The sequence below is a fragment of the Alphaproteobacteria bacterium genome (assembly GCA_016124955.1).
Lineage (GTDB): Bacteria > Pseudomonadota > Alphaproteobacteria > UBA9219 > RFNS01 > RI-461.
Genome location: WGMR01000004.1, coordinates 116,610 through 129,704, shown reverse-complemented (window position 1 = coordinate 129,704; position 13,095 = coordinate 116,610). Strand labels below are relative to the sequence as shown.

Annotated in this window: 13 protein-coding genes and 1 tRNA gene; 3 read left to right on the top strand and 11 right to left on the bottom strand. The window is 59.9% G+C overall.

What is annotated here, in order from left to right:
* From GC131_02975 to GC131_02950, 6 genes are all read right to left on the bottom strand, one after another.
* Positions 1-2,275: hypothetical protein (locus GC131_02975; GenBank protein MBI1273032.1), on the bottom strand; the 2,275-nt coding region annotated here is incomplete at its 3' end.
* Positions 2,276-2,629: 354 nt separating this feature from the next.
* Positions 2,630-3,196: an OmpA family protein gene (locus GC131_02970; GenBank protein MBI1273031.1), complete on the bottom strand. Its 567-nt coding sequence runs from the start codon at positions 3,194-3,196 to the stop codon at positions 2,630-2,632.
* 225 nt (positions 3,197-3,421) lie between these two features.
* Positions 3,422-4,498 (bottom strand): quinone-dependent dihydroorotate dehydrogenase, encoded by a 1,077-nt coding sequence (locus GC131_02965; protein MBI1273030.1) that lies wholly within the window; start codon positions 4,496-4,498, stop codon positions 3,422-3,424.
* A gap of 15 nt (positions 4,499-4,513) precedes the next feature.
* A tRNA-Lys gene (locus GC131_02960) sits at positions 4,514-4,589 on the bottom strand.
* A 94-nt stretch (positions 4,590-4,683) separates the two neighbouring features.
* Positions 4,684-5,217 carry a DUF882 domain-containing protein gene (locus GC131_02955; protein MBI1273029.1) on the bottom strand — a complete coding sequence of 178 codons (534 nt, stop codon included), beginning with the start codon at positions 5,215-5,217 and terminating at the stop codon, positions 4,684-4,686.
* Positions 5,218-5,221: 4 nt separating this feature from the next.
* A complete protein-coding gene (locus tag GC131_02950) occupies positions 5,222-5,830 on the bottom strand; it encodes a hypothetical protein (GenBank protein ID MBI1273028.1) in 609 nt (202 codons plus the stop codon).
* A 116-nt stretch (positions 5,831-5,946) separates the two neighbouring features.
* Between GC131_02950 and GC131_02945 the strand changes: the two genes are divergently transcribed.
* Entirely contained in the window at positions 5,947-7,044 is a 1,098-nt protein-coding gene (locus tag GC131_02945) for a hypothetical protein (protein MBI1273027.1), read from the top strand.
* A 3-nt stretch (positions 7,045-7,047) separates the two neighbouring features.
* On the opposite strand, the gene GC131_02940 is transcribed toward GC131_02945, so the two are convergent.
* Positions 7,048-7,719, bottom strand: coding sequence for a YggS family pyridoxal phosphate-dependent enzyme (locus GC131_02940; protein ID MBI1273026.1), 672 nt, complete (start codon positions 7,717-7,719; stop codon positions 7,048-7,050).
* Between the two features lie 54 nt (positions 7,720-7,773).
* The gene (locus tag GC131_02935; GenBank protein ID MBI1273025.1) at positions 7,774-8,640 is read right to left on the bottom strand and encodes a hypothetical protein; all 867 of its coding nucleotides are present in this window, start codon (positions 8,638-8,640) and stop codon (positions 7,774-7,776) included.
* A gap of 138 nt (positions 8,641-8,778) precedes the next feature.
* On the opposite strand from GC131_02935, the gene GC131_02930 reads away from it, so the two are divergent.
* Positions 8,779-9,762 (top strand): hypothetical protein, encoded by a 984-nt coding sequence (locus tag GC131_02930; protein MBI1273024.1) that lies wholly within the window; start codon positions 8,779-8,781, stop codon positions 9,760-9,762.
* A 150-nt stretch (positions 9,763-9,912) separates the two neighbouring features.
* Here GC131_02930 and GC131_02925 read toward each other — a convergent pair whose 3' ends face one another.
* Both GC131_02925 and GC131_02920 read right to left on the bottom strand, forming a co-directional pair.
* Complete coding sequence (locus GC131_02925; protein ID MBI1273023.1) at positions 9,913-10,500, bottom strand: hypothetical protein; 588 nt, start codon at positions 10,498-10,500, stop codon at positions 9,913-9,915.
* A gap of 99 nt (positions 10,501-10,599) precedes the next feature.
* Positions 10,600-11,922 carry a porin gene (locus GC131_02920; protein ID MBI1273022.1) on the bottom strand — a complete coding sequence of 441 codons (1,323 nt, stop codon included), beginning with the start codon at positions 11,920-11,922 and terminating at the stop codon, positions 10,600-10,602.
* Between the two features lie 403 nt (positions 11,923-12,325).
* Here GC131_02920 and GC131_02915 point away from each other — a divergent pair, with 403 nt between their 5' ends.
* Positions 12,326-12,793 carry a DUF3576 domain-containing protein gene (locus tag GC131_02915; GenBank protein ID MBI1273021.1) on the top strand — a complete coding sequence of 156 codons (468 nt, stop codon included), beginning with the start codon at positions 12,326-12,328 and terminating at the stop codon, positions 12,791-12,793.
* Between the two features lie 9 nt (positions 12,794-12,802).
* Here GC131_02915 and GC131_02910 read toward each other — a convergent pair whose 3' ends face one another.
* On the bottom strand, positions 12,803-13,081 hold the full coding sequence (locus tag GC131_02910; protein ID MBI1273020.1) for a hypothetical protein: 279 nt from the start codon (positions 13,079-13,081) through the stop codon (positions 12,803-12,805).
* Between the last annotated feature and the right edge of the window lie 14 nt (positions 13,082-13,095).

Sequence of the window (13,095 nt, the reverse complement as noted above, 5' to 3'; positions counted from 1 at the left end):
CAAGGCTGCTTTTCGTGTAGTACACAGCCGCAACCCCGTAATCGTCGGCGCCCCAATGGATCGCACGGTTATCGTTCGGATGAACGGTCGTGATCGGCAAGCCGTAACTGTAATCCGACCAATAGCCGTCCGGCAGGTTCAAGGTCACAGCAACATTCTTGTAAACCGCCGGCTTACAGGTCAATGCGCAACGGGCGCATGTGCGTGTGCATACTTCCGGTGTAACAAGCTGTTGCACGGTGGCGGTTTGCGAACCGCCCTTGCAATCCGGCGCAACGCGCTGGCCGGGGCTGTTGGAACACCAGACATTGGCCAGCCCGCTCGCGCTCGACCAGCTACCCTGTCCGCGCACAGACCACTTGCCGCTGTTGGCAGCCGGGATCTTGTAGTTGGGCAACTGTGCAACCGGCGGATGGCCCGGGTTGCTCCAAAGGGTCCAGTTGCAGCCGCTGCAATCGCCGCGGCCGTTCGGTCCGCGCGCGGCCACGATATATTCATAGCCCGCGGCGGCGCACACATGCATCGCGTTATCCCAGTTGAAGCCGGCAACGCTGGTGTTCTGATAGGCACCCCACTGGATCAGCCCGCCGCCGCCGGCAGCCAGCTTGACCACGCCTTCATCCTTCTTCGCGCTGCAGCTGGCGTTGCCGCCGCCGTTCGCGCCCATGCAGCTCCAGCTCCACGGGCCGCTGCCCGAAACGCTGCCCGCCGCGCCCACGGCGCACAGGCCGGTTGTAGGCTTGCTCGTAAACAACTTGCCGTCGGACGGGCCGCAGGTGCCGTTCACCGCAACCGCCTTGCTGGCGGAGCAGCTGGCATTGCTGCCGCCGTTCGTACCGGTGCAGCTCCAGCTCCACGGGCCGCTGCCCGAAACGCCGCTCGCAGCGCCCGTGGCGCACAGGCCGGTCGAAGGCGCGCTGATCAATGTCTGGCCGTTCATCGGGCCGCAGGCGCCGTTCACGGGTTCCGTCTTGTTGGCGCCGCATTGCGCATCCGCGCCGCCGTTTTCACCGGCACAGCTCCAGCTCCACGGGCCGTTGCCAAGCACGTTGCTGGCTTCGCCCGTATCGCAAAGGCCGATGGCGGGTTTATTTTGCACGGTTTGTCCGTTGGACGGGCCGCACATGCCGTTCACGGGCGCGGCCTTGATGGCGCTGCAGCTCGCGTTCGCGCCGCCATAGGCGCCATTGCAAGTCCAGCTCCACGGGCCGTTGCCCGAAACATCCGATGCCGTACCGGCGTCGCACAAATAATCGTGCGGCGCGTTTCCAAGCGTCATACCGGCCGAAGCACCGCAAGCGCCGTCAAGCTTGGTTGATTTGCCGGCGGCGCAATGTGCCTTGTGTCCGCCGTTTTCACCGCTGCAGAACCAGTACCACGGGCCGTGCCCGAATACGGTCGAAGCCGTGCCCGCGGCGCAAAGCCCCGCCATCGGCTTGCTGCCGACATACTTGCCGGCGGCATCGCCGCAGCGGCCGTCGGTCTTTTCTTCCTTATAAGCGATACAGCTCGCGGTGGTACCGCCATTGACGCTTTCGCAGGTCCAGGTCCACGGGCCGTTGCCCGCAACTTCGGAACCAAAGCCGGTATCGCACAGCTCTTCGCCGTCGGTCTGGCCGGGCGCGCAAGTCAGCGTCTGCTCGTGCACGGGGCCGCAACCGCCGTCCACCACTTCATTCTTGATCGACCAGCAACCGGCGTCGGCGCCGCCATGGTCGCCAAAGCAGCTCCAGGCCCAACCGTCCCCGGTCGTGCCCATGTCGCCCGCATGGCCGGATTGGCAAAGGTTTTGCGTCGGCATGCCTTCGGTCGCTTCGCCATTGGCGGTGCCGCAGATGCCGTCGATCGCGCCTTCGGGCGTCTTCGGGCATTCGCGGATCACAACGTCGCGCGGACAATTGCGGCGGAACGCATCCCATTCGCGCTCGGTGCGCAGCGGCACGAAATAAACGTTGCGCGAATAGTTTTCGATAATAAAGCACTTGTTCTGGCCGCGATACATGAAGCGGATCGGTTCGCCGCGGCGGTTATCGCCCTTGCGGCAAGCCACGGTGGAATGCTTGCCCGGACGCGCACGGCCGCAGGAGCGATGATCGCCCTGCACCGGGTAGTTGCCGAAATGGCGTGAAATTATACTGTCGTTTCCATGATGATTGTTGCTTTCATGACGATCTTTGTCGCCGGCAAGCGCCTGCGCGGCGGGCTGCGCGAGTGTCGCGCCCAATGCCAGAACTGCGATGAGGGTGAGCAGAAGGGTCTTGAATCCGGGACGCATACCAAATGTCTCCTTTTAAAAATCGGCACGATCAGACATGACGCCGCCCGAGGCTTGGCGGCAAATGATTTCATCGGTTGTCTTTCTAGACCAGAATCTTTTGCGCGCACAAGGCTATAACCGTGCACAAATCGCGCATACACAATATTAACTATAATTTTCTTGCGCGCGCGGCGACATTAACCATGATTGTCCGGCCGTTGCGCCGCATCACTACATTGATACGTCCCGCATAGCGCCGCGCAATCGAAAATCACAAAAATACGGCAAATGCAAAACGGCCGCCCCGGTTTCCCGCGGGCGGCCGTCCTGTGTTTAACCGCGCGCCGTCCCTGCGGGACGGACGCTCCGGAATTACATCGCGTATTCGAATTCGATTTCGACGCGGCGGTCGGGCGCAAGGCACGCGACCAGCGCGGCATGCGAAAGCGCATCCGAGCAGTTGGTGGCGGGAACGTTTTCGCCGAACCAGCGGGTCTGGGTGACGCGCGAGTTCACGACGCCCTTCTTCGACAGGTAGCTCTGCACCGCCTTGGCACGCTTCATCGAAAGCGCTTCGTTGTAGGCCGGGTTGCCGATACGGTCGGCATAGCCATAGATCTTGGCGCCCGTCACCTTTTCGCTGCCCTGCATTTGAGCCGCAAGCGCATCAAGGCTGGCCTTGGCGTCGGCGGAAAGCGAAGACTTGTTGAAGCCGAAGTAAACCACGTGGTTTTCGCGGCCCATGGCGCCGCAAATGCTGTTGTCCGTCATCCACTTGGTGCGGACGCAGTTGCCGTTGGCGCTGGTGACAACGCCGCCGCGCGTATCGCGCACGACATCGAGACCGTCGCCGGCACTGGCCGGAACGGCGCTCGCGAGCAGAAGCATGCCCGCCATAATGATTGACCCGAGAGGCAGCTTGATCATGACTAACTCCATGAAAGTTAAGAAGGAACGTTAAGAAGAGGGCGGTGCCTGGCACCTTTGCCAAACCCTGTGTAACAGCAATTCAAGCAGAAAGCGAGGCGTTAGGCCACAGCCGCAAGACGCCCCGCGCAAGACCGGGCGGGCTGTGTCATTTTTGCCAAAAACCTCGTTTTTAAAGGGTTTTATGGCCATTCCGGGTGTGGGGATTTTAACTTTCCTTGCCCTCGGGCCCGTCCTTTAACGGCCGGCATCGGCCCCGCGCGCCGCAGCAACGCTGGCAAATCCGTCGCGTTTGAGAAGCGCCGCAAGCTCCCGTTTGATGCGCGCGGCAAGCCCCGGCCCTTCGTAAATCAGCGCGGTATAAACCTGCACCAGCGAAGCGCCGGCGCGTATGCGCGCATAGGCGTCCGCGCCGTTTTCGATACCCCCGACGCCGATCAAGGGTGTCCGCCCCTCGGTCAAACGGTACAAACGGCGCAGCACGTCAAGCGCCATATCCTTCAGCGGCGCGCCCGAAAGCCCGCCGGCCTCCGCCTGCGCCCACGCCGGCAGGCTGGCGGGGCGATCTATCGTTGTGTTGGTGACGATAATGCCGTCGATCCCACTTTGCTTGGTCACGCCCGCGATATCTTCAAGCATTTCGGGTGTCAAATCGGGCGCAAGCTTCACGAACAGCGGCGGCAACGCCGGGCATGCATCGCGCGCGCGCTTCACGTCCCATAAAAGCTGCGCCAGCGCCTGCTTGTTTTGCAGGCCGCGCAAGCCCGGCGTGTTGGGCGATGAAACATTCACGACCAGATAATCCGCGAGCGCGGCGCCGGCCTTGACGCAGGCGACGAAATCGGCGCTGCCTTCGGGGCTGTCCTTGTTCTTGCCGACATTGACGCCGACCAGTCCGCGCGGCTTGCGGTTACGGGCGCGAAACTTTTTCAAGCGCGCGACAAAATAATCCAGCCCGTTTCCGTTGAACCCGTAGCGGTTGATCACGGCGCGCGCTTCCGGCACGCGAAACACGCGCGGGCGCGGGTTGCCGGGCTGCGCGCGCGGCGTCACCGTGCCGGCTTCGGTAAACCCGAAACCAAGCGCAAGCGTACCGGTGATCGCTTCCGCGTTTTTGTCGAAACCCGCGGCCATGCCAAGCGGGTTCGTGAATTTCATGCCCGCGACCGTGGTCGCCAGCACCGGATCGTCCGCCGCGCTATAGATGGGTGCAATACGGTATTTCAGCGCCAAAACGGCGGCGCGGTGCGCGGCTTCGGGCGGCAAAAAATGGAGCAGGCGGGTCAGCATACGATAAACCCCGGGACCGGGCATCTTGAGGAAAGGGAATGGTGGGCGATCACGGGCTCGAACCGTGGACCTACTGATTAAGAGTCAGCTGCTCTACCAACTGAGCTAATCGCCCCCGCCGCATGCGGCTTTCCTTTTATGGAAGTGAGGGGTTTAGCAGATTGGCGGCGGGCGAGTCCAGCGCCCCGTCGGTGGCGCGCAAAGCCGGGTTATTTGGCTTTCCAGCTGCGAATTCCGCCAATATCAACATGCACGTGATTGGTTTTCGGGTAATAGGCCACGCCGCCCTTTTGTGCGGTCTTGGCGATCTCGGCGATCGCCTTGCCCGAAACGCCCTTCATGCGGAAATCCGCGGCCTTGCCCTTGGTGTGCCAGCTTTCGCGCGCGACATTCCGATCATGTTTCGCCAGCTCGGCGTTGCGTTCGGGCGAACGGAAACCGGAAAGCACTTCAATCGGCATGTCTTCAGGCAGCGCAAGGCGGCGGCGGATATCGACAATAAAATTGATCAGGCGCGGATCGATATCCCGCACCTCGCCCGTAACATGGTCGCGCATCAAATAACTGATTTTATCAAGCGCGGCATCGTCATAGCTGCCGTCGGTCGCATATTGCACGCGCACGCGCTCCTTGGTGTGCGCGAAACCGATATCGATGAAACGTGTTCCGACCGTTGGATCGCTTTGCCATGTGGCGCAGGACGCGAGCAAAACAACCAGAAAAGCCGCCAGAAAAAACCGCATCGCGTTACCCGTTTATCCTGTAGCCGCCATTGTCGGAAAGCAGAAGATCCGCACGCTCGCCTGCATCCTCGAGCTTGCGCCGCAGCCTGTAAATATGGGTCTCAAGCGTGTGCGTATCGATCTTTTCGTTATAGCCCCATACGGCCGCAAGCAATTTATCGCGCGGCACAACCGCCGGGTGCTGCGCAGCCAGCGCCGCCAAAATCGCGGCTTCCTTTTCCGTCAGCTCAAGCGCGGTCCCGCCGGCACGGCGTAATTTCTTGGCATGCACGTCAAGTTGATAGGCGCCAACCGGCAACGCCGGGCGCGGCGCGGCGCCGTGCGCGCGCAAACAATAATCGATCCGGTCGATCAGGTGACCAAGCCGCACCGGCGGCGCAAGCGTTTCGACCGCGCCGTCTTGCGGCGCTCCAAGCGCGATGACGGGCCCGGAAAATTGCAGCGCGTTTTTTTCGCGCCCGCCGAACCCGATCAAGGCCAGCGCCGCACCGGCCGTTTTGTCGGCATCGCCTGTGCTGCGCGCATAGCTCACGCGATGCTCCGCCGCTTCAAGCGCGGTTTTAAGGCAGGCCGCGAGCGCGGCATCGCTTTCGATCAAAAGAATATGAGCCATGAACGCGATTATAGGCGTCCTCCGCCCGGAGCGGCAAAAATTGCCCCTTGCGGACAGCGGGCAGCCCCATCTACGGCACGGGGCATTTTGTTATTATATCCATCATATTGATATATATGACAATTTTTTATCCGGCCTATGGCACGGCGCTTGCAGATAAAAGGGCGGGGAGAAATACACTTATGCATGTCGTCGGTAAAATAGCAGCGCGCCACAGCCAGGGAGCATGGCTCCAGGCCACCAATTTCGCGCGTCCCGCCGCACAAGCCGCCGCACAAAAGGCTGCGGAAAAAACGGGTATCGCCGTGCAGGCGGCGCAGGCCGAACCCGCCCGCGCGGTACAGGGCGCGAACAATCTGCAGGAAACGGCGCCCGCGCATAAAATCCGCGTCGGCAAGATCGATCGCAGCCATCTGCCGCAAAACGTGCAAAGCGTTTCTTTCGACGATCTGGTCGATACGCTCAACCCGCTTCAGCATCTGCCCGTAATCGGCGATATATACCGCAAGGCCACCGGCGACCAGTTAAGCGGCATGGCCCGCGTTGCGGGCGGCTTCCTGTTCGGCGGCGTGCTCGGCGGCATGATGGGCATGGCCGGGCAAACATTTGAAGAAAGCCATGACGGCCACAGCATGGGCGAAATCATGGTCGCCGATATCTTCGGCAAGGATACGGGCCAGCAGCCTGTGACCATGCTGGCGTCCAACATGCACGGCAAGCTGGCGCAATTCAACGCACCGCACATGGATGATGCGGCGGGCGCGCAAACCACCATGCTGGCGGAAGCCGCGCCGCAGGAAAAGGAAATCAAGGTGGCGGAAGCCGCGGCGGCACAGCAAACCGCCTATAAACCCGCGGTGCAGGCCGCGCGCCAGCCACCGCTGCCGCACGCAACGAAGGGCGATTATCTGCCCGCGCTCCCCAAGGCCGATCCCGGCGTCATCGATAAGGTCAGCGCTGCCACCGGCAACAAGATCGATCCCGCCACGCTCGGCGCCATGATGCAGGAAAGCGCCAAGGGCGTTGTCGCGTCTGATATGAAGGCGATCGAAGGCATGGCGCAGCTCGCGGCCGGCGCGGGCGTCCCGGCCAGCGCCAATATGCAGAAATTTATCCCCGACATGATGAGCGCGGCGCTCGATAAATATCGCCAGAACGCCTATACCGCGAAGCCGAAAATGCCCCACGTCACCAACCCGCTGGCGAAGTTCTAACGCCTAGCCGCGCTGCCCGAATATCGCGCTGCCCACCCGCACAGATGTGGCGCCGCCGGCAATCGCCGCCTCGTAATCCCCGCTCATACCCATGCTGACATGCGGCAACCCGTGTGCGCGCGCCAGCGCCGCAAGCGCGCTGAAATGCCGCGCCGGGTCTTCGCCCGCGGGCGGAATGCACATCAAGCCTGTAACCGGCAGCTTCATTTCATCGCGGCAATGACAGATAAATTCGCCCGCTCCTGCCCGCGGTACGCCCGATTTTTGCGGCTCGTCGCCGCTATTGACCTCGATGTAAAGCGCCGGGCGCCGCCCGGTCTTTTCCATCGCTTTCGCCAGCGCAATCGCCAGTTTCGGCCGGTCCAGCACCTCGATCACATCGAATAACCGCACCGCCTCCTCGGCCTTGTTGGTCTGCAGCGGGCCGATCAGATGCAGCGAAATATCCGGATAGTCTTCGCGCAATGCCGGGAATTTGCGAAGCGCTTCCTGCACGCGGTTTTCGCCGAAATGCCGCTGCCCCGCCGCCAGCGCTTCGCGCACCGCTTCTGCCGGGCGCGTCTTGCTCACCGCCACAAGACGTACCGAAGCCGGGTCGCGCGCGGCGGCGCGCGCAGCGACGGCAATTTTATCTTTTACCGCGGCAAGATTGGCGGTGATGGAAGCGGCTGGCATGCCGCTTCATACCATAAAGGCGTGCGCAGGGAAAACGGGGCCGGGAAAATATGGCTAGGGGGTTAGCGTGCGCAGCGCATCGAAACCGCGCCGCGCCTTGGATCGCGCATGCGCCTCGAACCAGACGCCGTTGTTGGCAAGCCCGAGCGCGGCCATAATCTTTTCCCTGCCTTCCATGGCAAATGCATGCGCCTGCTCCGCGCTCAAATTCGCCACCGGCACGCCGTCGCGCTCCACGCCCTTGAAATCGATTTCCAGTTCGCGGTCGCGCAAAAAGGTTTGGCCGCGCGGGCGCATGGGCCAGCCGACAAGGTCGCGGAAACCGATGGCGCCTGCTTTTCGCACGGCATCACCGGGGCGGTGATAGCGCGTTTCATCAAGGCAGACTTCGAACCTGGCGATCACGCCGTTCTCGAGCGTGATGAAGCGCACAGCCTTCAGCCGCTTGTTATCGACCGTAAACTGCGCTTCGAGCGCGCGGTCGCCGGCAATGGCTTTTGCTTCCCGAACAAGCCCGTCTTCGGCGGGCAGCGCGCCGAGCAGCGCGGCGGGCGTGATATCCTTGCGGCTGCCGGTCATATCCTGTTCGACCTCGGGCCGGATGGTCGCATGCGCCACGTTATCGTCGGCCTCGTCCGGCCCCTTAAGCGCGATGCGGTCTGGGTTGGGCTTCAGCCATGTCATCAGGCCGCCGAGCCACGGTACGAACAGCCCCGCCACGCTGCGATAGGCATAGCGCAGCTTGATCCTGCTTTCGTCCAGCCTGTGGTCTTCGGTATCGAAATAGACCGATATGTTGCGATGCGCCGTGTATTCCCAGCCGCAATTCCTGAACAGGCGATAGAGCGGAACATCGCCCCTGATCATGAATTTGGCTTCGTGCTCGAGCCCGGCATGGCTGCGCGGTGTATTTCCGGTCATGGCAATGGTTCAATAAAATCGTTAAAATATGCGGGCCCATAAAAGCAAATCCGGGGGCACGGGCGCAATTGTTTCATGCCCCGGATGGCCTATATTACGGGCTTGTGGCATGGTTGATTGGTTAACGGGAGTGATTTTATGCCAATACCCGCATCTTTTCCGGAACTTCTCGCGCCGATGACGGAGAGCGAGTTTTTCGCCGAATATCACCGGCGCAAGCCGCTGCATATCAAGGGCGCGGCCAAAAAGCTCGATGGCGTGATGAACTGGGATGCTCTTTCATCCCTGCTCAGCCAGAACAGCCTCTGGACCCAGCGCTCGCTCGAGCTTGCCTGGCAGCTTAGAAAAATCCCGCCGCAGGAATATTGCACGCGCGGCACCGATCGCGACGGGCGCGATAACTGGCTCGTGGATGCCGAACAGTTGCTGGGCTGGTTGCGGCGCGGCGCATCGCTGGTCGCCAACGATATCGGTAACCTGTCGGCGCCGCTGCAGCAAATTTCCGCGATCCTCGAAGAAACCGCGGGCGGAAAGGCGCAAGCCAATCTTTATTGTTCGTGGCAGGCGCATAAGGGCTTCGGCACCCATTTCGATACGCACGATGTTTATGCCCTGCATGTCGCGGGCACCAAACGCTGGAAAGTCTATCAGTGCGCGATCCCGGATCCCGTGGCACACCCGGCCTTCAAAGGCCTGCCGCCGGAATTTCACGAAAAGAACCACGGGCCCGTCAGCCTCGATGTGCTGCTGGAGCCGGGCGATATCCTCTACATCCCGCGCGGCTGGTACCATGACGCGCTGGCGACCAGCGAAGCCACGATCCATGTCGCCTTCGGCGTCACACCCGTGATCGGGCTCGATCTTGTTACGCAGTTGTTCGAACGCGCGGTGCATGAGCCGCTGTTCCGCGCGGCCGTCCCCGCGGGCGCGCAGGCGGGCGGGGAAAAGGCGCTGGCCGGTCATATGGCACAACTGGGCGATACGCTGGCGCGCCTGTCGCGCGATCCGCAGCTCGTGCAGCATTTCGCCCGCTTCGTTTCCGGCTACCGCTATCAGCGGCGCCAGATCAGACTTCCCGCCGAAGTGCTGGCCCAAAAAAAAGACACCGAAGCGGCGGAATAATCCCGCGCTCAAGTAGCGTAGCGATAGCGCGGAACAACCACGCTCAAGCAGCGAAGCGGTAGCGCGGAACAACCACGCTCAAGCAGCGAAGCGGTAGCGCGGAACAACCACGCTCAAGCCACGCGAATATATTGGGTTTGTTTGGTTAAGCTAAATTGGCTTATATGTGCAGCTTGCCCTGGGTTCAATCCCGGACGCATTCTTGACCATATCAATATAATTATATGCTGCACAATAAAACTTCTTGGCATTACCTACGTTGACAGACCGCGCGTATTCCTTGTTGTGAAAGGGTACGTGTAGCATGGAAGAATCTTTAACAGTATCCTGAATCTCCGTACTTTCGATTTCATAGGACGAAGTATGGGATAGTGCATTTCTCCAAATTTGCATTTCTTTGATTATTTGAAAAAGACCTTGCGATTTATCTACCGGCTGATTTAACGCAGCGCACACCTTCTCTATTTTATCCCAAAATCTGATTATTCTTTTGTAGCCTTCATAATCAAAGGCTCTAAACCTGTCATGGTCAGGCATCGAAAATGCAACCGAGCTTGTGAAGTTTTCGATTGCACAAAAAGCAAGCAACATTGATCCGGTAAAAAATGAAAATACTTGTTCGTTCTTTTTTTCAAGGTTTGGCCCCTTGCTAGCCGCCTGACCTGACATAAGAAGGTTCCATGATGCCCTCAAGGTCAGATCCCAATTATGGTTTTCTGCAGAATATTCATAGGCCATGTATTGCAGTCCTTAAAAGCTTAGGCAGAAAAATAAACACAAACAAAAAGGGCGGCTGGTTTCCCAGCCGCCCTTCAAGCTTGTTACCCTAAGTCTGGATTAGAATTCCAGCTTCTGGGTAAGGACGAACACCTGACCGGAGTTGTCCTGAGCTGCTGTCGCAACCGAACCAAAATTGTCGGCGCGGTCTTGTTCAAAGAACACCAGATCGACGTTCGTGGACATACCCGGGAACCAGGTGTAGGTACCGCCGAAGCCGTACACATTGATGTCCTCTACGTAGTTGGTGTTCGCACCCGAGGTGGGAACGTTACCGTTGACCGCGAAGGCATTGTTGTAGCCTTCACCGCCAAGGTAGCTGAACGCCAGGGCCCAGTTGTCGGCACCGTAGCTCACGCCGGCCGACCACAAGGTTTGATCCTTGTTCTGGTTCAGGCCGGTAGAGATGGTGTTGACCGTGTTGAAGCGACCCGCATCGACATAGCTGCCGCCGACCGTGAAGCCAGCATACATGACCTGACCGCCGATACCCCAGAGCAGGAAGTCCTGATACTGGTCAGCCGTGCCTTGAACCAATTGGTTAACAGCGAGAGTTTCGCCCGAACCGGTGATCACGTTGCTGCTCAGAACGACGTTAACGGCGTCAAAGCTGCCCGTGTACTGAATGCCTGCTTCAAACAGGTTTTCGTACGGGGCGTACAGCGTGCCATTGCTGGTTGCTGCGCTGTTCTGGTACTTGACAACGTTCTGACCTTCATCGCTCTGGTTGGGCGTGAAGCTCGCACCCAGCTGCACCTTGTGCTCGTCGTTGCCGAGCTGCGGGGTGTAGTAGGTGACCTTCGTGCTATCTTCGATGTTGTCGAAGAAAGCGGGTTGAACGGCCCAAAGCGAAGCCGGGTCGGTGAAGTCGGTGTAAACACCGTCAACCTGGTTTGCACCGATCGTCGGAGCGTACACGAACAGGTCCGAAGCGCCGTGCTCGTCGCCGACAATGAGCTTGCCGTAGTTGCTGGTCATATAGACATAGGCCTGATCAGCACGACCGCCCGTGCCAGTGTTCGTCTGGCTCGAGTTGTGGTTGTAGCTGTTGCCGCCGTTGCCGCCATCGATGTAGGACGAGCCGTTCCAGATGCTGACGCGGCCGCCGTATTCGACGCCGTTCGCAGCCTTGCCTTCAACATCGACATTGACCTTCCACTCGGTTTCAAAGTCCATGTCGCGGCGCGACGCGCTGGCGCTGTTCGCCAGAGGTGTGTTGTTGTTCTTGTCTTCGTGGAAAAGACCGGCACGGAAATCAACATAACCGTTGACATTCACCGTGACAGGCGCCGGAGCAGCGGCCTGAGCGCCAGTGGCGATCATGGCAACGCCGGCGAGAGCCGAAGTGGCGAGAAGAAGCTTACGCATGTTTTCCCCCTTCATGAGTGGGTAAGAGTGAACAAACAAACCAGTGGGGCTTGCCCTTATATCAACGAACTCTTACTTGATTGCGAGTAGCGCTGATGATTGAGGACTGATCACTGGGACTTACTAAGGGCAACACGCCCCGTCGTTGGGGAATTTGCCTGCCAAGCCTTGCACAGACAAGCAGTAAAACGGGTTTTTCAAGACAAGCGGGGGACCTGTGGCATCATCGCAACAAGCCGCGGAGCGCCCATGGCCAGCTTGCCTGCCCCCCGATTTTCTGGTTTATAACCATATCAAAATGCTCGAGTCGTCAAAGTTATCCACAGGTTAGGCCATGAACAAATCAACTCAGGCAATAAACGCGCATCGTTACTTTCAATACTTTCGTTTTCTGGGCCTTGCGGCAGTTGTTACCGCGATGTTAACGGCCTGTGGCCTTTCCGGCAGCGAAAGCGAATTTCCGGATAAGGTGCGCGACCAGCAATACCGTTATGGCAGCCTTGTTTCCGATGAAGGCGGTTTTACGCTGCTCGGCGAGGATGCAAAAGATGAAAGCACAGGCCTTACGGTCAATGCTTATTTATGGCGGGCCACGCTCGATACCGTCTCTTTCATGCCGATCGCCTCGGCCGACCCGTTCGGCGGCGTGATCCTGACCGATTGGTATTCCGCGCCCGAACACCCGGAAGAACGCCTGAAGCTTAACGTTTTCATCCTGTCGCGCGAATTGCGGGCCGATGGCGTGCGGGTCAAAACCTTCAAGCAGGTTCAGGGCGAAAGCGGGAACTGGGCCGATACCGATGTCGCGGCTTCGGTCGGCGCGCAGCTCGAAGAAACAATCCTTACCCGCGCGCGCCAGATGCGCATGGCGCAAAAAGATAAGTAATCAAAGTCCTTACATCGCCAAATCGTCGCGCAAACACATCCGGAAAGAATTGCACCCGTCGCCCGGCACGCGCAGCTTGATCAGCGGGTCGCCCGGCCCGATTTGCCTGCGTCCGCAATGCTCGGCGCGGGCACGCGCAAGCGCATCGCCGGTCAGCGGCGTAACCTCAAGCACCCGGGCCTTATGCACGACAGTCTGGATTTTTGTGCCCGTGCTTTCCCGCACCCTGAGATAAACGAACGTGCCGACTTCCGGCGTCCTGGCTTGCGGTTTTGCGTTGTCCGGCATCTTTGTTTCTCCCT

What these genes read in the sequence shown, in the direction of transcription:
- GC131_02950 (MBI1273028.1), bottom strand. Translation starts at nt 5,830, where the DNA reads ATGGCTCATATTCTTTTGATCGAAAGCGATGCCGCGCTCGCGGCCTGC.
- GC131_02945 (MBI1273027.1), top strand. Translation starts at nt 5,947, where the DNA reads ATGACAATTTTTTATCCGGCCTATGGCACGGCGCTTGCAGATAAAAGG.
- GC131_02965 (MBI1273030.1), bottom strand. Translation starts at nt 4,498, where the DNA reads ATGCCCGGTCCCGGGGTTTATCGTATGCTGACCCGCCTGCTCCATTTT.
- GC131_02935 (MBI1273025.1), bottom strand. Translation starts at nt 8,640, where the DNA reads ATGACCGGAAATACACCGCGCAGCCATGCCGGGCTCGAGCACGAAGCC.
- GC131_02915 (MBI1273021.1), top strand. Translation starts at nt 12,326, where the DNA reads ATGTTAACGGCCTGTGGCCTTTCCGGCAGCGAAAGCGAATTTCCGGAT.
- GC131_02910 (MBI1273020.1), bottom strand. Translation starts at nt 13,081, where the DNA reads ATGCCGGACAACGCAAAACCGCAAGCCAGGACGCCGGAAGTCGGCACG.
- GC131_02925 (MBI1273023.1), bottom strand. Translation starts at nt 10,500, where the DNA reads ATGGCCTATGAATATTCTGCAGAAAACCATAATTGGGATCTGACCTTG.
- GC131_02940 (MBI1273026.1), bottom strand. Translation starts at nt 7,719, where the DNA reads ATGCCAGCCGCTTCCATCACCGCCAATCTTGCCGCGGTAAAAGATAAA.
- GC131_02970 (MBI1273031.1), bottom strand. Translation starts at nt 3,196, where the DNA reads ATGGAGTTAGTCATGATCAAGCTGCCTCTCGGGTCAATCATTATGGCG.
- GC131_02920 (MBI1273022.1), bottom strand. Translation starts at nt 11,922, where the DNA reads ATGAAGGGGGAAAACATGCGTAAGCTTCTTCTCGCCACTTCGGCTCTC.
- GC131_02930 (MBI1273024.1), top strand. Translation starts at nt 8,779, where the DNA reads ATGCCAATACCCGCATCTTTTCCGGAACTTCTCGCGCCGATGACGGAG.
- GC131_02955 (MBI1273029.1), bottom strand. Translation starts at nt 5,217, where the DNA reads ATGCGGTTTTTTCTGGCGGCTTTTCTGGTTGTTTTGCTCGCGTCCTGC.